Below are 20,796 nucleotides of genomic sequence, written 5' to 3'. Positions count from 1 at the left end.
CGCCGGGACGGAAACCGAACCGTCAGCGGCGTGTTTTTTTAAGTTATTTCAGTAAGTATAAAGTTTTCAGCGGAGCTGACAGGTTCTGTATCGCGAGTAAAGCTGCCACCCAAACATGAATAGGTATCTTCCTTGAAGGGCTCCGATCAGGAGCTTTTTTTATTTTCTTTGAGGTCCTTGTCCCGGGCCCAAGCTTCTCATGAACGTCCGGCGTTCCTTCGGCGGATGGGGATTGCTGCATAAAAAGGCTGAAACTAGGAAATAGTAGGTATTCGACCGATAATACGATCGGGAATACCTGGTTTATGTAGACGAAGGAGGACGGCCGGATGGATGGGAGGATGAGCAGTCGTCCGGGACGACTGCTGCTGCCGGCGGCGCTGCTGCTGATATGGGGGTGCGCGGGCTGCGGGGGGACGGAGGACGCCGCATACCGGCTGCAGGAAGCCGCCGGCACTGCCGTAACGTTAGCGGGAGTGGACGAAGACCCCGCCGGTATTCGCATGACCACGCGGCAAGCGGTTCCCGGGCAAGCGGGGAGCGGCCTGCAGGCGAACGCAGTGACGAATGTCGAGGCGCGGTCGTTCGTTTCGCTGGCCGAGGGGGCGATGCGATGGAAGCAGAAAGATCCGCCGCAGGTGGTGGTCATCGGCGAGGCCTGGGTGCGCCGTCACGGGATTCCGGCGTCTTGGCTGGCCGAGTTCCGCCGCATGGGGATTCGACAAGGCAGCAGGCCGGCCGTCGCCGTTGTCGGAGGGACGGCGGAAGCTTTCGTCCGCCGCCCGGACGCAGGTTCGCTCGGTCGAATGGCTCTGGAGCCGCAAGCGGTCGTTCGCAGCTCGCTGTACGAAGCGAAGCCGGAATACGAATCCGATCTCGCGCTTCCCTTCTTTGCGTTGGATCCTTCCGGTACGGGGACTGGCACGGACGGAAATGAAATTGGAAGAAATCCCCTTGTTTCAGTGAAAGCGATGCTGTTTAAAAAACAACAGCTTGTCGCCATTCTCCCGCCGCAGCAAAGCCGGCTGCTGGTCTGCTTGCGCGGAGGAAGCTCGCTTCAGGAGCCGCTCGGAGCGGGGGCGGCGCAAGCTGCGTTACAGCCGCAAGCCGGGAACGGGGGCTTGTCCGTATCGTCGGTGTCCTGCCGGACAAGCGTAGCCGCTAACGGCGATTTGCAGCGGCCTCGCCTGCGCATCGCCCTGCATGTGAACGGCATTGACGCTTCGGACGCCGTTACTGCTGCCGAGGCATCCGCTTACGAGCGGTCGATGTACATGCAGGCGAAAGCGCTGATTGAGCAGCTGCAGAGGCTGGAGATCGATCCGTTGAATTGGGGAGAAGCGATGCGTTCGCAGTACCCCGGATTTTGGACGGCGGATCGGTGGAGATCGGCGTTCGCTAAAGCAAGCATTCAGCTTGACGTGAACGTACACATTCGCGGAGGTGTCACACAATGACGAATCGACTAACAAATAAGATGGTGCGGAGAGCGGCGCTCGCCGCGGCGGCGCTGCTCACTGCGGGTACACTGCTCGCCGCATGCCAGAAAAGCGAAAAGAAGCCGGAGGATAACGCTCAAACCGCACCGGCTCCGGCGACCGGTGGGGAGCAGCAGCCCGGATCGGCTGGTCAAACGCCTCCAGCCGGCCAGGGCGGGACCGGTACGGCCCCCGGCGGAACGGCTGCACAGCCGAATGAGCCGGTTAAATTAACGCCGCTCTCCTATCTGGAAGAAGAGAAAAAGTTTATTCGCGAAACCGCAAATAAGCTCGGCGTCAAAACCGTCTATTTGCCGCAGCAGGGCGCTCCCGACGATAGACTGAGCCAGGTGCAGGGAATGGAGAAGGCGTTCGCGCTTGTCTTTTTGAAGATGCAAATTGTCGAATCGGCTCAAGAAATCAAACCGGCGGACAAGCCCGAATCGGAACGGGAGGTCAAGCTCAACATCGGCACGGGCAAATGGGTCACCGTCGCCGGGCAGCCTACGCTCTACTTGAAGCTCGGCGATACGTATTTGGCGCTAAGCTCGGCAAAATCCGTCTCGCCGCAAGAAATTGAAGCCATCGCCGAAACGTTGGCGCCCATGAAGTAACGGGTACCTGCCGACCGCGAAGACGGGCGTTCTTCTCAGCTCGATTGTCCCTTGCGCGCATAGGATGAATGCAGCAGTTCGATTCGATACTTGCGGGAGGGATCCATCATGGCGGAAGGCATCGACCGCGCGGCCCCTTTTACGACGGCGGCGCCGCTCGACTGTTTGCGCAGCAACGGCATCACGTTTATCGGCAGATATTACAGCAATTCCGATTGGAAAAACTTGACCCGCAGCGAAGCGCAGCTCATTTCTTCGCGCGGCCTTTGGATCGTGACGGTTTATCAGGATGCGGCGAATAACCCCGGCTATTTTACGTATGAGCGCGGGGTCAGCGATTGCAGCAGGGCGATTCAACGGGCAACGGACGTCGGTCAACCGACCGGCACGCCGATTTATTTTGCCGTCGACTTCGAAGTGAGGGCGCAAGATTCGCGTCTGGCGAATGTGGAGCGGTATTTCGAAGGCGTCCAGCAGCGGATGCGGCAGTATGCGCAAGACAACGGCGGCGCGAGCTGGCCGCTCGGCATTTACGGCACGTACGACGCGGTGACGTACATCCGGGACCGGGTCGACGACGTGACGTATATATGGTTGACGTATGCATGGAGCCGCGGACGTACGCTCGATGAAGCCAACCTGTACCAGTACAGCAACGATCTTACGCTGGACGCATGCCGCAACGCCGGGACTGTGGACCGGGTTCGTTCGAACGGCAGCGGCGGAGGGTTTAAAGTGAATGCATAAGAAGACGGCGCTTTCTCGCAAAGAGAAAGCGCCGTTTTCAATTCGTCAGGAAGGAGGGAGCAAGCCCTTCTTTTCTTTTTCCTCCTGCTTGCGATGGGCGATGCGGCTGCTGGCCGAGGCGGCGATTGCGCCGACGATGTCGTCCAGAAACGTATGCTTGTGCGGGCCGGATTTATCGTTCAAGGTTTGGACGATGCCGGGCTTCAGCTTGTCGATGTACCCGAAGTTCGTTAATCCGATGCTGCCGTACACGTTGACGATCGACAGCGCCAAAATTTCATCGCAGCCGTACAGGCCTTCGTCGTTCTCGATCATTTCCTGCAACGGGGAACGCAGCTTTCCTTCTTCGGTGAGAATATCGAGCTGAATGCCGGTCAGGATGGCGTTCTGCACCTCGCGTTTGGACAACACCTGCTCGACACTTGTTTGGCATTCTTCGATCGTCAAGGTGTCGTAATAATTTTGCTGAAGTAAGAACGTAAGTTCGGCGATATCTTCGATACGAACGCCGCGCTCCTGCAGCCATTGCTTGGAAGCCTCGGCTACTTGTTGACTGTTCAAGCTGTAGGTCATGCGGATCCTCCTTTGGGCTGCGTGTAAAACTGAAAGTCGTTTTTGCCCTGCTGCTTCGACGCGTACATGGCGATATCGGCGCACTGGAGGAGCGAATCGGCGTCAGGGGCGTCCTCCGGGTAGAAAGCAGCTCCGATGCTGCTTGTAATCGCGATCTGTTGGCCGCTCAGCTCGAACGGCTGGCTGAGCACCTCTGCAATGCGCCTTCCGATCTTGGCGACATCCTCCCGCAGTTCGAACTGCTGCAGCAGCACAACGAATTCATCCCCGCCCATCCGGCATATCGTATCCGGCTCGCGTATGGAATGGGAGAGACGGGAGGCGGCGGTAGCGAGCAGCTCATCGCCGATGGCGTGCCCGTAGGTGTCGTTGATGCGCTTAAAATCGTCCAAATCCAAGTACAACAGGGCTAGTTTATGATGATAGCGCCTCGCAATATGCAGCGCTTGCGTGAATCGATCGTGAAATAGACGGCGGTTAGGAAGCCCCGTTAACGCATCATGATAGGCAAGACGAGTAAGCCGTTCTTCCTGCTGCTTATAGGAGCTGATGTCTTTCGCGGATAGAGCGGCTTGTCCACAGGCTCCGTCGTGGTTCAGCGGGTAGCCTTTGGCTTCCAGCCAAAGCAGCTTGCCGTCGGGCAGGAAGATGCGGAACATCATGACAAAGGATTGGGACTGCTGAAGCAACACCTGGCAGGCGTTTTGAAGCCCCTGTAAATCCCCGTCGAATACCTTGGCATATAAAGGCTCGCCCGCATTGTGAGCAGGAGAGACGCCGATCGGCGTTCCGGCTGCATCAAACAGCCACAACCAGTCCGGCGATTGCTGAACGGCTGTCCGGTATAGACGGTCGGTGAAAGAATCGGGGAGACGGTTTTCCATCGGAATCACCTCTTTTTGGAAAAACTCTCCTTTATTATAGGTTTCGGGGGCTAGTTAAATCAAGATAATATGCGACTTTGGAAGCAAATAAGTTTCTGCTCAAAATGGACAAAGTACAGGCATAAACTTGTCTTCCTCCCGTATATATAGAGGTAAACGGACAACACCCCAATACCAAGGAGGAAACGTAAATGAAACAGGATAAGTGGATCCGGTGGGCCGCCGTTACCGGCCTTGTCATGGTTGTGACGACAGGCTGCTCGTTATTGGACACGAAGGAACAATCGCAGCCCATCGACCAGCCTCCGAGCGGTATAGAAGCGAAAACGACGAGTGTACAGCCGTCCGCGGAGATCGCCAATCCGATGCAGCTGACCGTGTACGCCAAAGACGAGCGAGGGTTCGTAGCCCCGATTTCGCTGCAGGTGGAGAAAACCGAAGGCACAGCGAAGAAAGCGCTCGAGTATATGGTCGAAGGCGGTCCTTCCGAGGGACGTCTGCCTGCGGGCTTCAGCGCGCTGCTGCCCAAAGGCACCGAGGTCAAGGGCATCAACATTATCAAAGATCAGAAGCTCGCGGTTGTCGACTTTTCCAAAGCCTTTAACGACTACAACCTGCAGGACGAGCGTAAAATATTGGAAGCCGTCACGTGGACCGTGACCGGATTTCCGACTGTCGATAAGGTGCAAATCCGGGTCGAAGGCACGGCGATCAAAGAGATGCCGGTTGGCGGAACGCCGCTCGACGAGCCGCTGTCCCGCACAATGGGCATCAACATTGAGAAGCCGGACGGCGTTGAGTACGGGCAGACGACGCCGGTCACGCTGTACTTCCTGAGCCAAAACCAAGAAGAGTATCCGTATTATGTGCCGGTTACCCGTTTGATTAAACGTACAGACCAAATCTCCGAAGCGGTCGTACAGCAGCTGATCGCGGGACCGGATCAAAGCAAAGGGCTTGAAGCCGTCTTGAACGCGGGCAGCGAGCTGCTCGGCGTCAGTCAGTCGTCCGACGTGATCACCGTCAACTTCTCTGACAAAGTGCTCGGACCGGATGCCAAAGCGCCGGCTGAAGCGTTGAAGGCGGTCGTTCTGTCGATTACCGAAAATGCCGGGACCGGCACGAAGGTGCAAATTCTCGTGAACGGCGATGCCAAAGTCAACGGAACCGACAATCAAAGTTATGCCAAGCCGGTCAGCCGCCCTTCGACGGTCAACCCGAATAAATTATAGGGCTTTCGCCGCAAGCCGCGCCCTCTCCGGAAGCTTCGACGCCTCGGGGATCGGGCGCTTTTCTTTGACGCGGCCGGTCATCAGGCGTTTGGTTTTCCAGGAAGCGTTTGGTACAATGGGTACGTTAAAGTAAAAGGAGGATTCGACGAGTTCATGAGAAGCGACGGGAGAAGAGCCGATCAGGCAAGACCGGTCCGGATTACGACGGGCTATAATAAACATGCGGAAGGGTCCGTATTAATCGAAGTCGGAGACACCAAGGTCATTTGCACGGCGACGGTTGAGGAACGGGTGCCGCCTTTTATGAAAGGACAAGGGCGAGGCTGGGTGACGGCGGAATATTCGATGCTGCCCCGGGCTACGACGGTTCGCAATCAGCGGGAGTCGGCCAAAGGCAAGCTGGGAGGCCGCACGATGGAAATTCAGCGTCTGATCGGCCGAAGCTTGCGTTCTGTCGTTAATTTGGAAGCGCTCGGCGAACGCTCGATTACGCTTGACTGCGACGTGATTCAAGCGGACGGCGGCACGCGAACGACGTCGATTACGGGTGCATTCGTCGCGATGGCGATCGCGATCGATAAAATATCGCGGGAGAAAAATTTGAGTCGCTTTCCGATCAACGATTTTCTCGGGTCGCTCAGCGTCGGCATCATTCAAGGCGCCGCCTGCCTCGATCTGAATTACGAAGAGGATTCGAAAGCCAAGGTCGACATGAATGTCGTGATGACCGGTCAAGGAAAGTTCGTCGAAGTGCAGGGAACCGGCGAGGAAGCTCCGTTCTCCCGCCAGGAGCTCGACGAGCTGCTCGCTTTAGCCGAAGCGGGCATCCAGGCGATGATCGCGGAACAGCAGCAAGCCCTGGGGCCGATCGCAGATCGGATAAGGGGGAATTCGCATGCCGCTTCCCGGTCCTGAGGTGGTCATCGCCACCAAGAACGCCGGTAAGGTGAAGGAATTTCAAGCGCTGTTCGGTGAACGAGGAATCGCCGTCCGAAGCCTTCGGGATTATCCGGATATTCCGGATATCGTGGAGGACGGCGAAACGTTCGCAGCGAACGCGCTCATCAAGGCGAGAGCGGTAGCGAAGGCTATCGGCGCGCCTGCCGTCGCCGACGATTCGGGTCTCGCCGTGGAGCGGCTGAACGGCGCCCCCGGCGTCTACTCGGCGCGTTATGCGGGTGAACCGGCCGACGACGCGGCGAATAACCGCAAGCTGCTCGCCGAGCTCGGGCAGCTTGGGGCGACGGCCGGCGCTGCCGCGAATCCGGGCGGCGTGAAGCTGCTCAGCGCCGCGAAGTTCGTCTGCGCGATGGCGTTCGTTGACGCGGACGGGACAGTCCTTGCGGCGGTAGAGGGCGAATGCGACGGCGCGATTGCGGCGGAGCCGAGAGGCGAACACGGCTTCGGCTACGATCCGCTGTTTTACATCCCGCAGCTCGGCCGCACGATGGCTGAGCTGTCGATGGAAGAGAAGAACGCGCTCAGCCACCGGGGGCAAGCGCTGCGCAAGCTGTGGCAGGCCATGGACAAGCAGGGCTAGAGCCGCATTACGATGCCTTATTTCGCCGTTTATTTATGGGTATACCAAATAGCGGAACTCTGGTACTCTATTTCTCGAAAATCCGTGCTCCGGCACGGTTTCGGGTGAAATAAGGTACGGTGGTTCCGCTATTTGTGTTGCGGTTCCGCCAGTTCCCGCGGCTGCGGAAACTCGCCTTTTTTGGAAAAGTACGCGCCCGTAACAGGCGCGGCTGGCTGCCGCCCAGCGCATCGCGCCGGGCCCTCCCGAGCGCCCCGCCGACCGGCATCGCTTTCCGCCAATCGGGTCGGTGTTCCTCAACGAATCGCGACTTTATACTGACGCAGCCACGTATCCACCTGCGCCAAATAGGCGAACAACTGCGGACCCGTCATCAACTGGCCGAACCACGGCAGGTTGAAGGCGCCGTTGTCGTTCTCCGCGAGCGCGCGGATTTTGGCAACGTCGATGAATTGGAGCAGCGGCGAGGAGGAATCGTTCAATATTTCAAGCACCCAGCTGCGGACGGCGGCCAAGTAGTTCGGGTTGTGCGTTTTGGGGTACGGACTTTTCTTGCGGCCGAGCACGTCTTCCGGCAGCACGCCGCGAAGCGCCTTGCGCAGAATGCCTTTTTCCCGTTCGCCGGACGTTTTGATCTCCCAGGGGATGTTCCAGACGTATTCGACGAGGCGATGGTCGCAGAACGGCACCCGAACCTCGAGGCCGACAGCCATGCTCATCCGGTCTTTGCGGTCGAGCAGCGTCGGCATGAAGCGGGTGATGTTCAGATACGACATCTCGCGCATCCGGTTTTGTTGCTGGTTTTCCCCGGCGAGCCGGGGCACTTCGGATAAGGCTTGACGGTAGCGCTCATGCACGTACTGCTCCGGCTTCACCCAGTCCACGAAGTCCGGCGCCAGCAGCGACACGCGGTCCGGGGTGGCCAGCGCCCAAGGGAACGTATCCGCGTTAAGCGATTGCTCCCGGTGAAACCAGGGATACCCGCCGAAGATTTCGTCGGCGGCCTCGCCGGATATCGCGACCGTAGCGTCCTTCTTGATTTCCCGGCAGAACAAGTACAGCGAGCCGTCGACGTCGGCCATCCCCGGCATATCGCGGGCCGCTACGACCGTTTTCAGCGACTCAACGAGCTCCGGGGTATCGAATTCCTTATAATGATGAACCGTGCCCAGGTATTCGGTCATCCGTTTGATCCACGGGGCGTCCGCATTCGGCTGGAAGACGTTCGCCTTGAAGTGTTTATCGTTGTCGACATAATCGATGGAGTACGTATGAAGCGTACCGAGGTCCTGCTCATTGTAATAGGCCGCGGCGAACGAGGTTAACGCGCTGGAATCGAGACCTCCCGACAGCAGGGTGCAGATCGGCACGTCGGACGCCAGCTGGCGGATTACCGTGTCTTTCAGCAAATCGTGCACGGTGGCCGCCGTCGTGTCCACGTCGTCCTCATGCGGCTTGCTTTCCAGCTTCCAATAGGCGCGTATTTGAATGCCGTTCGCATCCATCACCATCAGATGGCCGGGTTTGAGCTCATGCATATTTTTATAGATCCCGTGGCCGGGCGTGCGCGCCGGTCCGACGGCGAATATTTCAGCGAGCCCTTCCCCGTTGATCTGCGCAGGGAAATCGGGATGCGCCAAAATCGCCTTCGGCTCCGAGCCGAACAGCAGCCGACCCGGGGAATGCGAGTAGAACAGCGGCTTGACGCCGAGCCGGTCCCTGGCGAGAAACAACGTTTGTTCCTCGTCTTCCCATATTGCGAATGCAAAAATGCCGTTAAAACGGTCTACGCAAGCGCGGCCCCATTCAATAAACGAAACGAGCAGCACCTCCGTATCGCACGTCGTAGTAAAACGGTGGCCTTTCGCTTCCAGCTCCCTCTTCAATTCGGGGGCGTTGTAAAGCTCTCCGTTATACACCACGGTGAATGTATTGTCGCCGTATTTGCGCGTCATCGGTTGGGAGCCGTTCGCCGGATCCATAACGCTAAGGCGCCGGTGTCCGAGTGCGCATCGCGGAGTGATCCACGTCCCGGATGCGTCCGGTCCGCGCAGCGACAGCGTATCCGTCATATTGACAAGAATGGAAGGATGCTGGGTTAAATCTCGGTTCCAATCAATCCATCCCGTTATGCCACACATACGTCTCATCCTCTCTGGTCTCATAAGTGAGCGGCTTTTCTAGGCCTTCGCAGGCGACAGCAAGATGATAAAGGTTATGCGGGCGGGGGGCGGTTCATGTCTGTCCGCTTCGTTTCGACAATCCGAAATTGACAGGTACAGATTGGACAAAAGGCTTCGGACAAGCTACACTAATAGAACAGTAATTACTTGGTAGGTCCCGCCAACTTCTCCGTGAATAGAAAAGGCTGGTTTTGTCCCAATCTATCCTTAGGACGAGGGCAGGGTGGAATGGATCAACATGAAAGGTGGTCGTCACATTGAAAAGGACAATGTCTGAGCAGCAAAAGGAATATAAAGAAGCCAAGGAGCTTTTCCAACAAGCAAACAGCGAATTTGAGAAAAAGCTGGCTACGACCAAGAAACTTGGGAAGGTCACTCAGGAAGTGATGGAGCGTTTGGTCGAGGATACGGGGCTGCACACCGCTTTAAACCGGCTCGGGGCTGCGGAGAAGGCACTGCTTGAATGGTCGCACGAAATGATTCAGAATGAGCGCGACTATTTGAAAAACAAAGATTCCGTCGATCGTATGTACGCATTCATCGATCAAAATCCGAACATTAAAGCGCAGCTGATTCAAGCCGCCATGAAAATGGAATAGGCCTGTTACATACGGCAGCCGGGGATCGCACTCCGGCTGCTTTTTTGCATGGCGGATAGAAGTTTTGCTTTCGCCAACAAATTCCGGTACACTGGCTTTCAAAGACGAAAGTACCGAGGAAAGGCGGTGACTTGATGAATTCGCTGCCCCATGAAAACGTGATTCTTTTTCCGAAAACCGTCGAGTACTACCAATACGAGCTGACTCGGCTGCTTGAAGCGGAACGATACGCCGAAGCGATGAAGATGCTTCGCTTTTTGCTGGGCTGCCGTTCGGATGATGTCACCGCGCGGGAGGAATGGCAATCTTTGCTCGGATGGCTGCAGATGATGTTTCCGGATATGGCCTTGAAGAATCAGGACCAACCGGATGAGGAGGATGAGAGCGAGTCCGATTTGCTGCGGCAGCAAATGCTGGCGAAGGGCGAGCAGAGCGAAGCCTACGCGCAGCGGCTGCTGGAGAGCATTCGCAGTCAGCATGCGCCCGATAAGCTGATGCTGGCGCTCGACCAGCTTGCGTTTCTCGAGCACCCCGGGATCGACGAAACGTTGACCGGATGGCTGGAGGAGGAGGAGCTTCACCCCCTGATCCAGTTCAAAACGCTGCAGACGTTGAAGAAGCGGGGAGCTGCGGGCTCTGTTTCGATCCGGAAAAACGGCGAAGACGTCATTTGCGACATCGAAGACACGCCTGAAAATTTCGAAAGATTTCCTTCGCAAATCCAGGACATTATCGCCCGCGTGCAGGAAATCAGCGAAATGAACCACCCGGCGCTGGCGTATTTCGCCAGCGAGATGTGGAACGAATTTCTTGCTTACATTTATGGTACGTCCGCTTACCGGCAAATGCTCAGGCAGGACGCCGCATGTGTGGATGTGTGGGCGGCCGCCCTGCATCTGACGCTGCTTGAGCATGTTTTCGAGGGCGGAGATAAGGCCGAATTGATGGAACTTTACGGAATCACCTCCGAGCTTTCTTTTCAGTGGGAGCAGTCGTATCGGATTATGCAGCATTTCGCATCGGCCGTATTTACGCGGAGGTTGTAACTCTCTCGATTCCGTTTGATCCATACCTTGAAAACGAAATTCATTATGGTTATAATAGAATGGTTATATGGGCGGGCTTGTCCGAATGATCGGAGGCTGGCAGCCGCACGTGAAAAAATACGCGATGGAACATTTTTGGAGGGGAAGGCATAAAATGAAAGCAAGTTGGGAAAAAATAGAGAAGAACGTCGGCGTTCTGGATATCGAAGTGGATGCGGAACAGGTGGCCGCCGCTCTGGACAAGGCATTTAAGAAAGTTGTAGCAAAAGTGAACGTCCCGGGCTTCCGCAAAGGCAAAGTGCCGCGCGCGATTTTCGAATCGAAATTCGGTGTGGAAAGCTTGTATCAAGACGCGCTTGACATTATTGTACCGGACGCTTATGTGGCGGCTGTACAAGAAACCGGCATTGTTCCGGTCGACCGTCCTGAAGTGGACGTCGAGCAATTTGGTAAAGGCCAGGTTTTGAAATTCAAAGCGAAAGTCGTCGTTAAGCCGGAAGTGGAGCTTGGCGAGTACAAAGGCATTGAGGTTGAAGCCGGCGATGCATCCGTATCGGAAGAAGAAATCAACGAAGAGCTGGAAAGACTGCAAAAACGTCATGCCGAGCTTGTGCCTGTTGAAGAAGGCGTAGCCGAGAATGGCGACGTGGTCGTGATCGATTTCGAAGGCTTCGTCGACGGCGAACCGTTCGAAGGCGGTAAAGCCGAGCGTTATTCGCTCGAACTTGGATCCGGCAGCTTTATCCCTGGCTTCGAAGAGCAGGTTGTAGGACTGGCCAAAGACGGCGAGAAAGAGATCACCGTCACGTTCCCTGAGAACTATCAGGCCGAGGAATTGCAAGGCAAAGAAGCTGTATTCAAAATCAAGCTGCACGACATCAAACGTAAAAACTTGCCGGCGCTCGACGATGAATTCGCTAAAGACGTAAGCGAATTCGAAACGCTTGACGAGTACAAAGCGGATCTTGCCGAGAAGCTGAAGGAACGCAAGCAAAACGAGCTCAACAGCAAAAAAGAAGCGGAAGTTGTCGAGAAAGTGGCAGCCGCTGCCCAAGTGGAAATCCCGCAAGTTATGCTGGATGATGAAGCGGAGCAAATGGTGAAAGAATTCGAAAACCGTTTGCGCACGCAAGGCATGAACATCCAAATGTACTACCAGTTCACCGGCCAAAGCGCCGACGACTTGAAAGCCCAAATGAAAGGCGATGCGGAAAAACGCGTACGCAACAACCTGGTGCTTGAAGCGGTAGCGAAAGCGGAGAACATTGAGGCTTCGGAAGAAGAAATCGAAGCCGAGCTTGAAAACTTGTCCAAAATGTACGGCCGTTCCGCGGACGAGATTCGCAGCATTTTCGCTTCCAACGGTACGCTTGGTACACTGGTGCAAGATATCGTAGCCCGCAAAACGGTTAAATTCCTTGTAGACAACAGCAAAACGGCTTAAGCGTCACGAACGGCGCACATAGTTAACAAAGGCACGTGTACCTTCATGCGTGCCTTTGTTTTACCTTCAAACGCTATACATACATAGGGCAGACCTTGGTGACAATAGCCGCAGGGCGGGCAAGGAAGCCCGGGAACGTCGCGGGAAAACAAGCATGGGGCAGCGGAATATGACTTTGGGTTTCAAACGTGTTACAATGTTGGTTGAGGCGTAAAAGGTTAGGCACTTTGGCGTAAAGGGGTTGGGACATTTGACTCTAGTACCTATGGTAGTGGAACAGGAAGGACGCGGAGAACGATCTTACGATATATACTCCCGTTTGCTGAAGGATCGCATTATTTTTCTGGGAAGCGCGATTGACGATGACGTCGCCAACCTGGTTATTGCGCAGCTGTTGTTTTTGGCTGCTACAGATTCCGAGAAGGATATCAGCTTGTACATTAACTCGCCGGGCGGTTCAGTTACCGCCGGAATGGGTATTTATGATACAATGCAGTTTATCAAGCCGGACGTGTCGACGATTTGCGTAGGCATGGCTGCCAGCATGGGCTCTTTGCTGCTCACGGCAGGCGCGCCGGGTAAGAGATTTGCGCTGCCGAACAGCGAAGTGATGATTCATCAGCCGCTCGGCGGGGTTCGGGGACAGGCGTCGGACATTAAAATCCACGCTGACTGGATCATTAAGACGAAGCAAAAGCTCAACCAAATCTACGTGAACCGTACAGGTCAACCTTACGAGAAAATCGAACGCGACACGGACCGCGACAATTTCATGAGCGCGGAAGAAGCGAAAGCTTACGGGCTTATTGATGCGGTTATCACTCGGAGTGATTTGACTTAGAAAAGGAGTGATCCCATGTTTAAATTTAACGATGAGAAAGGTCAGCTGAAATGCTCCTTCTGCGGCAAGTCGCAGGAACAAGTGCGTAAGCTGGTCGCCGGACCCGGCGTTTATATATGCGACGAATGCATCGAGCTTTGTACCGAAATCGTGGAGGAAGAGTTGGGTCACGAGGAAGAGCTCGACTTGAAGGACGTGCCGAAACCGAAAGAAATCCGCGCCATTCTGGATTCTTACGTCATCGGCCAGGAGCAAGCGAAGAAGTCCATGTCCGTCGCGGTATACAACCACTATAAACGGATTAACTCTCAAGCAAGCAAAGGCGAGGACGTGGAATTGCAAAAGTCCAACATCGTCCTTGTCGGCCCTACGGGCAGCGGTAAGACGCTGCTTGCCCAAACGCTGGCCAAAATTTTGAACGTACCGTTTGCGATCGCCGATGCGACGTCTTTGACGGAAGCCGGCTATGTAGGCGAAGACGTCGAGAATATTTTGCTGAAGCTGATTCAAGCGGCGGATTACGACGTGGAAAAAGCGGAACGCGGCATTATCTATATCGATGAGATCGATAAAGTGGCCCGCAAGTCCGAGAATCCGTCGATTACGCGCGATGTATCCGGCGAGGGCGTCCAACAGGCGTTGCTGAAAATTTTGGAAGGCACAGTTGCCTCCGTTCCTCCGCAAGGAGGCCGTAAGCATCCGCATCAAGAGTTTATCCAGATCGATACGACGAACATCTTGTTCATCTGCGGCGGGGCGTTCGACGGCCTGGAGCAGATCATCAAACGCCGTATCGGCAAGAAAGTGATCGGCTTCGGTACGGACGGCCACAAAGCCGACCTGAAACCGGGTGAATATTTGTCGCTCGTGCTGCCGGAAGACTTGCTCAAATTCGGCTTGATTCCCGAGTTCGTCGGTCGTCTGCCAGTCATCTCCACCCTGGAGCCGCTTGATGAAGCTGCGCTTGTGCGTATCTTGACAGAGCCTAAGAACGCACTGGTGAAGCAATACCAGAAACTGCTGGAGATGGACAACGTGACGCTTGAATTCGATTCCGAGGCGCTTGAAGAAATTGCCAAGGAAGCGATCAAGCGGAATACCGGAGCCCGCGGTTTGCGGGCCATCATCGAAGGCATTATGCTGGAAGTGATGTATGAAGCGCCTTCGCGCACCGAATCGTCCAAATGCCTCGTCACGAAGGATGCCGTTCAAGCGAAAATCGCGCCGCCGATAACGGCTGCCGATGCGCCGCCGGTCAAGAAAAAAGAAGAAAGCGCGTAAGCGCACGTATACTAAAAAAACCGGACACCTCCAATCCGTTGATGGATCGTCTTCTTGTCAGGCGAAATCCGTCAGCGGAGCGGAGGATGTTTGGTATCATGGGAGAGAAGAAAACGCATGTTCCACAGAAGGGAAACGATACCGGTTAAAGTCGGCAATTTGACCATCGGGGGAAGCAATGACGTTATCATTCAGAGCATGTGCACGACTAAGACGGCCGATGTAAAAGCGACCGTCGCGGAAATTCACCGTCTGGAAGATGCGGGCTGCCAAATTGTGCGCGTGACGGTAAACAATAAGGAAGCGGCAGAAGCGATTAAAGACATCAAGAAGCAAATTTCGATTCCGCTCGTCGCCGATATTCACTTCGATTACCGTCTGGCTTTGATGGCGATTGAGAACGGCATCGACAAAGTGCGCATCAATCCGGGCAATATCGGCCGCCGGGAGAAGGTCGAAGCGGTCGTGAAAGCCTGCAAGGAGCGCGGCATTCCTATCCGTATTGGCGTGAATGCTGGTTCGCTCGAGAACCATTTGCTGGAGAAGTACGGTTACCCGACACCTGAAGCGATGGTGGAGAGCGCCTTATACCACATTCGAATTCTCGAGGAGCTCGATTTCCGGGATATTATCGTTTCGCTGAAAGCATCGGACGTGCCTATGGCGATTGCCGCCTATACGCAAGCGGCGTCGACCTTTAAATATCCGCTGCATCTCGGGATCACGGAGGCGGGGACGCTGTTCTCGGGTACGGTGAAAAGCGCGGCCGGACTCGGAGCGCTGCTCAGCATGGGCATCGGATCGACGATCCGCATTTCGCTCAGCGCCGACCCGGTTGAAGAAGTGAAGGTTTGTCGCGAGCTGTTAAAGTCGTTCGGCCTTATAACCAACGCCGCTACCCTCATATCGTGCCCGACATGCGGCCGACTGGACATCGACTTGTTCTCGATCGCCAATGAGGTGGAGGATTACATCTCGAAGCTGAAGGTGCCGATCAAAGTGTCGGTGCTCGGCTGCGCGGTTAACGGTCCCGGCGAAGCGCGCGAAGCCGACATCGGCATCGCCGGCGCGCGGGGCGAGGGCATGTTATTCCGCTACGGCGAGATGATTCGTAAAGTGCCGGAAGCGGAGCTGTTGTCCGAGCTGAAGAAAGAAATCGACCTCATCGTAGAGCATTACGAACGAACCGGGGAAATTCCCGGAAGAAAACATCATGCTGGCGTAAAGTGAACAAAGCGTTCCATGGATAATCCTTGGAACGCTTTTTGCGTGTTTTGCGCGTTCAATTCGGCTGCTCAGCGGATTTCAAGTAAGCCACGACGCCTTCGGCAATTTTGTCGGCAATCGCTTGTTGGCCGGCAGCACTGGTCAGGAACGCGCGATCTGACGCGTTGGTCAGAAAGCCCATCTCGACGATAACGGCGGGCGCGTTCGTATGCTTGAGAAGGTAATACGTCCGTCCGTATACCGCATCGTTCGAGATTCCGTACAATTCGTTTAAGCGGCTTTGCAAGGCGGCAGCGAGCGATTTGCTTTGCTCGTTTTTTTGATGAAGCAGCAGCGCTCCGCGCGTATTGGCGTTGCGGGCCGAGTTGACGTGAAGGCTGATCAGCAGCTTCGGGTTTACTTCATTAGCCAGATGGCTGCGCTGGGCCAAGTCTTTAATATGCCGGGAGCGGCTGCGCAGCCAAAGATTCTCGCCGCTGAGCGCATAGTCGTTCATCCGGTTCATCAATACCAAATAACCGTTGCGGCGCAGTGCCTCATACGTTTTTTGGGCGATGGCCAAATTGATGTTTTTTTCCAGAATGGAGCCGTGGGACGTCCCGCCGTCGATACCGCCGTGACCGACGTCTATGACAATGTCAACTCCCGAGATAGCCGGGTGATCCGTTTTGATTTCAGGCAGTAAGAACGAATCCGGAAGAACGGAACCGGCTGCGGTCGGCGAGGCAGGCCAAACCGAGGCTATCGCTAAAATTACGGCGTAAAGCAAGGCCCTAACGGGTTGTTTCATCATCAGTCATCATCCTCTTCCGAGTGTACGATGCTTGCAAATCGCATCGTCCATAGCTTCCCCGAAAAAGATTGCGCATAGGGGGATTAATGCTACCAACGGAGGGCAATACTACCAAATATATTAAGTAACGGGAGGTCGATCCGTGGGATGAGTATCAGTGTAGTTTTGATGGTGATTCAATTGTTTTTTGCCATTGTCATCGGCTTGTATTTTTGGAATTTGCTGCGCAACCAACAAACCAACCGTTCAGCGGTGGATAAAGAGTCGAAAAAAGAATTGGAGAAGCTTCGCAGGCTGCGGAACATCTCCTTAAATAAACCGCTGGCTGAAAAAACAAGGCCGCAAGCGATGGAGGACATTGTCGGCCAGAAGGAAGGGCTGAGGGCGCTTAAAGCGGCGCTGTGCGGAGCCAATCCCCAACATGTGATCATTTATGGGCCGCCGGGTGTCGGCAAGACGGCCGCTGCACGAGTCGTGCTGGAGGAAGCGAAGAAAAATCCGGAGTCGCCGTTTCGGCCGGACGCCAAATTTACCGAGATCGATGCGACGACGGCCCGCTTTGACGAAAGAGGCATCGCGGATCCATTGATCGGCTCGGTGCACGATCCGATTTATCAAGGCGCCGGCGCGATGGGCGTAGCGGGGATTCCGCAGCCGAAACCGGGGGCGGTGACGAAGGCGCACGGCGGCATATTGTTTATTGACGAGATTGGTGAATTGCATCCGCATCAGCTGAATAAATTATTAAAGGTGCTGGAGGATCGCAAGGTGTTTTTGGAGAGTGCTTACTACAACTCTGAGGACACGAATGTGCCGAGTTATATTCACGATGTATTTCAAAACGGTCTGCCCGCCGACTTCCGCCTTGTCGGGGCGACGACGCGCAATCCGCAGGAGCTGCCGCCGGCGATTCGGTCGCGCTGCCTGGAAATTTATTTCCGCCCGCTGCTGCCGGAGGAAATTGGTTTGATTGCGGCCAAGGCACTAAAGAAAATCGGCTTCCCCGACAATGAGGCCGCCGTTGAAGTCGTGAAGAAGTATGCGACCAACGGCCGCGAAGCGGTTAATATCATCCAGTTGGCTGCGGGGATGGCGCTAACGGACCAACGGAGGGAGTTATCGGCCGCCGATGTGGAATGGGTTGTCAACAGCTCGCAAATTGCGCCGCGTCCCGAGAAAAAAATTCACAGCCGTCCGGAAATCGGTTTAGTGAACGGACTCGCCGTATACGGTCCGAATCTTGGCATGCTGCTGGACATCGAAGTCACCTCGATGCCTGCAGCCGCGCCTGGAGCCGGACGCTTCACCATTACCGGGGTTGTCGACGAAGAGGAGATGGGCGGCGGCAGCAGGACACTGCGGCGCAAAAGCATGGCCCGCGGCTCGGTGGAGAACGTGCTGACCGTCCTGCGGCGTCTGGGATTGAAGCCGAACGATTATGATTTGCACATCAACTTTCCCGGCGGGGTGCCTATTGACGGTCCGTCGGCCGGAATCTCGATGGCCGTTGCCATCGCTTCCGCGATTAAGCAAATTCCGGTGGATAACCATATTGCCATGACAGGCGAAATGAGCATCCACGGTAAAGTGAAGCCGGTGGGCGGCGTCGTCGCTAAAGTGGAGGCTGCTTTTCAAGCGGGGGCTACGAAAGTGATCATTCCGAAAGAAAATTGGCAGGAAATATTCGCGGGGTTGAACGGGCTTGAGGTCGTTCCTGTCGATAGTGTGGAGGAAGCGTTGTTTCATTCGCTCGGGCTTCGGTTCGCCGTAACGTCCGAACCTGAAGCGCTGCCGCAGCAGGATGCGATGTCGCCGGCTTCCGTTACGATTTTGCACGCTGATGCGCTCGAATAGAGAGCGTCTTTCCATGAGGGGTGATCGAACCGCCCCTCATTGGTGTTTTGATTTTAATTTTGTTAAAATGTAATTCACACGCAAGTTAGTATAGTCTGGAGGTGCTCGCGGATGGGACCGAGCAAACATAAGATGCGCCGCTTGCCGCTGCTGCCGCTGCGGGGTCTGTTGGTGTACCCGAGTATGGTGCTGCACTTGGACGTCGGCAGAGAGAAGTCGGTTCGTGCGCTCGAGAAGGCGATGGTCGACGACAGCATGATACTGCTGTGCTCGCAGTCCGAAGTCAACATCGAGGAACCGAAGACCGAAGATATTTACCGCATCGGGACCATTGCGAAAGTACGGCAAATGCTGAAACTGCCGAATGGTACGATCCGCGTGCTGGTTGAAGGCGTCATCCGTGCAGAAATCGTTGAGTTTTTGACGAACGACGAATACTATGAAGTGAACATCCGGGAGTTGGCGGAGCAGGAAACGTCCGACCCGGAGATCGATGCGCTGATGCGTACGGTATTGAACCAGTTCGAACACTATATCAACCTGTCCAAGAAAGTAACGCCCGAGACGCTTGCCGCGGTGTCGGACATTGATGAGCCCGGCCGTCTGGCCGATGTCATCTGCAGTCATTTATCGTTAAAAATTAAAGATAAACAAGAAATATTGGAAACGGTCGACGTCAAGCAGCGTTTGGAGAAGCTGCTGGGCATCCTCAACAACGAGCGGGAAGTGCTTGAGCTGGAGCGGAAGATCAGCCAGCGCGTCAAGAAGCAGATGGAGAAGACGCAGAAGGAGTACTACCTTCGCGAGCAGATGAAAGCGATCCAGAAGGAGCTTGGCGACAAGGAAGGCCGGGCCGGAGAAGCTGACGATCTGCGCAATCAGCTGGCGCAAAGCGAAGTGCCTGAGAAGGTGCGCGAGAAGATCGAGAAGGAGATTGACCGGCTGGAGAAAATGCCGGCGACATCCGCGGAAGGCTCGGTCATCCGCAATTACATCGATTGGCTGCTGGGCCTGCCTTGGTCGCCGGCGGGGAATGACGATCTGGACCTCGACATCCGCAAAGCGGAAGAGATCCTCAACGAGGACCACTACGGCTTGGAGAAGCCAAAGGAACGGGTGCTGGAGTATTTGGCCGTGCAGAAGCTGGTCCAGAAGCTGAAAGGGCCGATTTTGTGCCTCGTCGGGCCTCCCGGCGTCGGCAAAACGTCGATTGCCCGCTCGATCGCCCGTTCGCTCAACCGTAAATTTGTACGCATCTCGCTTGGAGGCGTGCGCGATGAAGCGGAGATCCGCGGTCACCGCCGCACCTATGTAGGAGCTATGCCGGGCCGGATTATCCAAGGGATGAAGACGGCGGGTACAAACAATCCCGTCTTTCTATTGGACGAGATCGATAAGATGGCGATGGACTTCCGCGGCGATCCGGCTTCGGCTTTGCTCGAAGTACTCGATCCGGAACAGAACAGCACGTTCAGCGACCACTTCGTCGAAGTGCCGTTTGATTTGTCGAACGTCATGTTCGTGACGACAGCCAACGCTGTGCATAATATCCCCCGGCCGCTGCTCGACCGGATGGAAGTGCTTTATATTCCGGGGTACACGGAAATCGAGAAGCTGCATATCGCGAAAAATTACTTGCTGCCGAAGCAGCAGCGCGATCACGGGTTGCAGGACGGCCAACTGCACGTCGAAGAATCTGCGCTGATGCGTATCGTGCGTGAGTACACGCGTGAAGCGGGCGTGCGCAATTTGGAGCAGCAGATTTCTTCCGTCTGCAGGAAGTCGGCGAAACAGGTGGTCGGCGGCACCGCCTCCGTACACGTGACGCCGGATAATTTGCAGGACTTTCTCGGACCTCCGAAATTCCGCTTCGGCATGGCGGAGGAACGTGACCAAATCGGCGCCGTTACCGGTCTGGCCTGGACAGAGGTGGGCGGCGATACGCTCGTGATCGAAGTGACGGTTATGCCGGGCAACGGCAAGCTGACGCTGACGGGGAAACTCGGGGACGTCATGAAAGAGTCCGCGCAAGCCGCGTTCAGCTACACCCGCTCCCGCGCCGATCAGTTTCGCATTCAACCGGACTTCCACGAGAAGTTCGACATCCATATTCACATTCCGGAAGGCGCGATTCCGAAGGATGGTCCTTCCGCGGGGATTACGATGGGAACGGCGTTAATATCGGCGCTTACCAACATACCGGTTTCCAAGAATGTGGCGATGACCGGAGAAATTACGCTGCGAGGCCGTGTGCTGCCGATCGGCGGTCTGAAGGAAAAATGTTTGGCTGCGCACCGCGCAGGCATTCGCACGGTCATCCTGCCGAAGGATAACGCGAAGGATATTGAAGAAATACCGGAAAGCGTCCGCCGCGAGCTGACGTTCATTCCGGTGTCGCATATGGATGAGGTGCTCGAGCATGCGCTTGTGAAGCCCGCGCGCGTATAACTTTGTGAAATG

The 20,796-nt window shown here is 55.6% G+C and carries 18 protein-coding genes; 14 read left to right on the top strand and 4 right to left on the bottom strand.

Going from position 1 to position 20,796, the window contains the following annotated elements:
• The first annotated feature begins 329 nt into the window (after positions 1 to 329).
• The 3 genes from FKP33_RS11355 to FKP33_RS11345 all read left to right on the top strand — a co-directional run bounded on the left by FKP33_RS11355 (position 330) and on the right by FKP33_RS11345 (position 2,839).
• Positions 330 to 1,457: a Ger(x)C family spore germination C-terminal domain-containing protein gene (locus FKP33_RS11355; protein ID WP_127607751.1), complete on the top strand. Its 1,128-nt coding sequence runs from the start codon at positions 330 to 332 to the stop codon at positions 1,455 to 1,457.
• Positions 1,454 to 2,092, top strand: coding sequence for a hypothetical protein (locus FKP33_RS11350; RefSeq protein WP_127607753.1), 639 nt, complete (start codon positions 1,454 to 1,456; stop codon positions 2,090 to 2,092). Before FKP33_RS11355 ends, FKP33_RS11350 begins: the two co-directional genes overlap by 4 nt.
• Positions 2,093 to 2,200: 108 nt before the next feature.
• On the top strand, positions 2,201 to 2,839 hold the full coding sequence (locus FKP33_RS11345; protein WP_141335079.1) for a DUF1906 domain-containing protein: 639 nt from the start codon (positions 2,201 to 2,203) through the stop codon (positions 2,837 to 2,839).
• Positions 2,840 to 2,884: 45 nt separating this feature from the next.
• On the opposite strand, the gene FKP33_RS11340 is transcribed toward FKP33_RS11345, so the two are convergent.
• On the bottom strand, positions 2,885 to 3,412 hold the full coding sequence (locus FKP33_RS11340; protein WP_054796906.1) for a phosphatidylglycerophosphatase A family protein: 528 nt from the start codon (positions 3,410 to 3,412) through the stop codon (positions 2,885 to 2,887).
• Positions 3,409 to 4,296: a sensor domain-containing diguanylate cyclase gene (locus FKP33_RS11335; protein WP_054796939.1), complete on the bottom strand. Its 888-nt coding sequence runs from the start codon at positions 4,294 to 4,296 to the stop codon at positions 3,409 to 3,411. The genes FKP33_RS11340 and FKP33_RS11335 overlap by 4 nt, the downstream gene beginning before the upstream one ends.
• Before the next feature lie 191 nt (positions 4,297 to 4,487).
• Between FKP33_RS11335 and FKP33_RS11330 the strand changes: the two genes are divergently transcribed.
• The 3 genes from FKP33_RS11330 (at position 4,488) to FKP33_RS11320 (ending at position 7,068) form a co-directional block, all read left to right on the top strand.
• The gene (locus FKP33_RS11330) at positions 4,488 to 5,528 is read left to right on the top strand and encodes a GerMN domain-containing protein (protein WP_054796905.1); all 1,041 of its coding nucleotides are present in this window, start codon (positions 4,488 to 4,490) and stop codon (positions 5,526 to 5,528) included.
• Between the two features lie 153 nt (positions 5,529 to 5,681).
• Positions 5,682 to 6,443: a ribonuclease PH gene (rph, locus tag FKP33_RS11325; protein WP_054800177.1), complete on the top strand. Its 762-nt coding sequence runs from the start codon at positions 5,682 to 5,684 to the stop codon at positions 6,441 to 6,443.
• Entirely contained in the window at positions 6,424 to 7,068 is a 645-nt protein-coding gene (locus tag FKP33_RS11320) for an XTP/dITP diphosphatase (protein WP_054796904.1), read from the top strand. Before rph ends, FKP33_RS11320 begins: the two co-directional genes overlap by 20 nt.
• A gap of 296 nt (positions 7,069 to 7,364) precedes the next feature.
• Here FKP33_RS11320 and asnB read toward each other — a convergent pair whose 3' ends face one another.
• On the bottom strand, positions 7,365 to 9,209 hold the full coding sequence (gene asnB, locus FKP33_RS11315) for an asparagine synthase (glutamine-hydrolyzing) (RefSeq protein WP_127607757.1): 1,845 nt from the start codon (positions 9,207 to 9,209) through the stop codon (positions 7,365 to 7,367).
• Between the two features lie 299 nt (positions 9,210 to 9,508).
• Between asnB and FKP33_RS11310 the strand changes: the two genes are divergently transcribed.
• The 6 genes from FKP33_RS11310 to ispG all read left to right on the top strand — a co-directional run bounded on the left by FKP33_RS11310 (position 9,509) and on the right by ispG (position 15,692).
• Positions 9,509 to 9,850: a hypothetical protein gene (locus FKP33_RS11310; protein ID WP_127607759.1), complete on the top strand. Its 342-nt coding sequence runs from the start codon at positions 9,509 to 9,511 to the stop codon at positions 9,848 to 9,850.
• Positions 9,851 to 9,984: 134 nt separating this feature from the next.
• A complete protein-coding gene (locus tag FKP33_RS11305) occupies positions 9,985 to 10,896 on the top strand; it encodes a hypothetical protein (RefSeq protein WP_141335077.1) in 912 nt (303 codons plus the stop codon).
• 154 nt (positions 10,897 to 11,050) lie between these two features.
• Positions 11,051 to 12,340 (top strand): trigger factor, encoded by a 1,290-nt coding sequence (tig, locus tag FKP33_RS11300; protein WP_141335075.1) that lies wholly within the window; start codon positions 11,051 to 11,053, stop codon positions 12,338 to 12,340.
• 250 nt (positions 12,341 to 12,590) lie between these two features.
• A complete protein-coding gene (gene clpP / locus FKP33_RS11295; protein WP_127607765.1) occupies positions 12,591 to 13,181 on the top strand; it encodes an ATP-dependent Clp endopeptidase proteolytic subunit ClpP in 591 nt (196 codons plus the stop codon).
• 15 nt (positions 13,182 to 13,196) lie between these two features.
• Complete coding sequence (gene clpX / locus FKP33_RS11290; RefSeq protein ID WP_127607767.1) at positions 13,197 to 14,462, top strand: ATP-dependent protease ATP-binding subunit ClpX; 1,266 nt, start codon at positions 13,197 to 13,199, stop codon at positions 14,460 to 14,462.
• A gap of 117 nt (positions 14,463 to 14,579) precedes the next feature.
• Positions 14,580 to 15,692: a flavodoxin-dependent (E)-4-hydroxy-3-methylbut-2-enyl-diphosphate synthase gene (gene ispG, locus FKP33_RS11285; RefSeq protein WP_054796901.1), complete on the top strand. Its 1,113-nt coding sequence runs from the start codon at positions 14,580 to 14,582 to the stop codon at positions 15,690 to 15,692.
• A 52-nt stretch (positions 15,693 to 15,744) separates the two neighbouring features.
• Here the strand turns inward: ispG and FKP33_RS11280 are convergent, their stop codons facing one another.
• Positions 15,745 to 16,482 (bottom strand): N-acetylmuramoyl-L-alanine amidase family protein, encoded by a 738-nt coding sequence (locus FKP33_RS11280; RefSeq protein WP_230875893.1) that lies wholly within the window; start codon positions 16,480 to 16,482, stop codon positions 15,745 to 15,747.
• A 147-nt stretch (positions 16,483 to 16,629) separates the two neighbouring features.
• Between FKP33_RS11280 and lonB the strand changes: the two genes are divergently transcribed.
• On the top strand, positions 16,630 to 18,336 hold the full coding sequence (gene lonB / locus FKP33_RS11275; protein ID WP_127607771.1) for an ATP-dependent protease LonB: 1,707 nt from the start codon (positions 16,630 to 16,632) through the stop codon (positions 18,334 to 18,336).
• A gap of 111 nt (positions 18,337 to 18,447) precedes the next feature.
• Positions 18,448 to 20,784, top strand: a complete 2,337-nt coding sequence (gene lon / locus FKP33_RS11270; protein ID WP_127607773.1) for an endopeptidase La — start codon at positions 18,448 to 18,450, stop codon at positions 20,782 to 20,784.
• The last annotated feature ends 12 nt before the right edge of the window (positions 20,785 to 20,796 follow it).

This window comes from Paenibacillus sp. tmac-D7 (genome assembly GCF_006519665.1).
GTDB lineage: Bacteria > Bacillota > Bacilli > Paenibacillales > NBRC-103111 > Paenibacillus_G > Paenibacillus_G validus.
The sequence above is the reverse complement of the archived record's forward strand: the minus strand, read 5'-3'. Positions and strand labels throughout refer to the sequence as shown.

What these genes read in the sequence shown, in the direction of transcription:
- clpX (WP_127607767.1), top strand. Translation starts at nt 13,197, where the DNA reads ATGTTTAAATTTAACGATGAGAAAGGTCAGCTGAAATGCTCCTTCTGC.
- ispG (WP_054796901.1), top strand. Translation starts at nt 14,580, where the DNA reads ATGTTCCACAGAAGGGAAACGATACCGGTTAAAGTCGGCAATTTGACC.
- FKP33_RS11280 (WP_230875893.1), bottom strand. Translation starts at nt 16,482, where the DNA reads ATGATGAAACAACCCGTTAGGGCCTTGCTTTACGCCGTAATTTTAGCG.
- FKP33_RS11320 (WP_054796904.1), top strand. Translation starts at nt 6,424, where the DNA reads ATGCCGCTTCCCGGTCCTGAGGTGGTCATCGCCACCAAGAACGCCGGT.
- FKP33_RS11355 (WP_127607751.1), top strand. Translation starts at nt 330, where the DNA reads ATGGATGGGAGGATGAGCAGTCGTCCGGGACGACTGCTGCTGCCGGCG.
- FKP33_RS11335 (WP_054796939.1), bottom strand. Translation starts at nt 4,296, where the DNA reads ATGGAAAACCGTCTCCCCGATTCTTTCACCGACCGTCTATACCGGACA.
- rph (WP_054800177.1), top strand. Translation starts at nt 5,682, where the DNA reads ATGAGAAGCGACGGGAGAAGAGCCGATCAGGCAAGACCGGTCCGGATT.
- FKP33_RS11330 (WP_054796905.1), top strand. Translation starts at nt 4,488, where the DNA reads ATGAAACAGGATAAGTGGATCCGGTGGGCCGCCGTTACCGGCCTTGTC.
- lon (WP_127607773.1), top strand. Translation starts at nt 18,448, where the DNA reads ATGGGACCGAGCAAACATAAGATGCGCCGCTTGCCGCTGCTGCCGCTG.
- FKP33_RS11345 (WP_141335079.1), top strand. Translation starts at nt 2,201, where the DNA reads ATGGCGGAAGGCATCGACCGCGCGGCCCCTTTTACGACGGCGGCGCCG.
- FKP33_RS11350 (WP_127607753.1), top strand. Translation starts at nt 1,454, where the DNA reads ATGACGAATCGACTAACAAATAAGATGGTGCGGAGAGCGGCGCTCGCC.
- lonB (WP_127607771.1), top strand. Translation starts at nt 16,630, where the DNA reads ATGAGTATCAGTGTAGTTTTGATGGTGATTCAATTGTTTTTTGCCATT.
- asnB (WP_127607757.1), bottom strand. Translation starts at nt 9,209, where the DNA reads ATGTGTGGCATAACGGGATGGATTGATTGGAACCGAGATTTAACCCAG.
- FKP33_RS11340 (WP_054796906.1), bottom strand. Translation starts at nt 3,412, where the DNA reads ATGACCTACAGCTTGAACAGTCAACAAGTAGCCGAGGCTTCCAAGCAA.
- FKP33_RS11305 (WP_141335077.1), top strand. Translation starts at nt 9,985, where the DNA reads ATGAATTCGCTGCCCCATGAAAACGTGATTCTTTTTCCGAAAACCGTC.
- tig (WP_141335075.1), top strand. Translation starts at nt 11,051, where the DNA reads ATGAAAGCAAGTTGGGAAAAAATAGAGAAGAACGTCGGCGTTCTGGAT.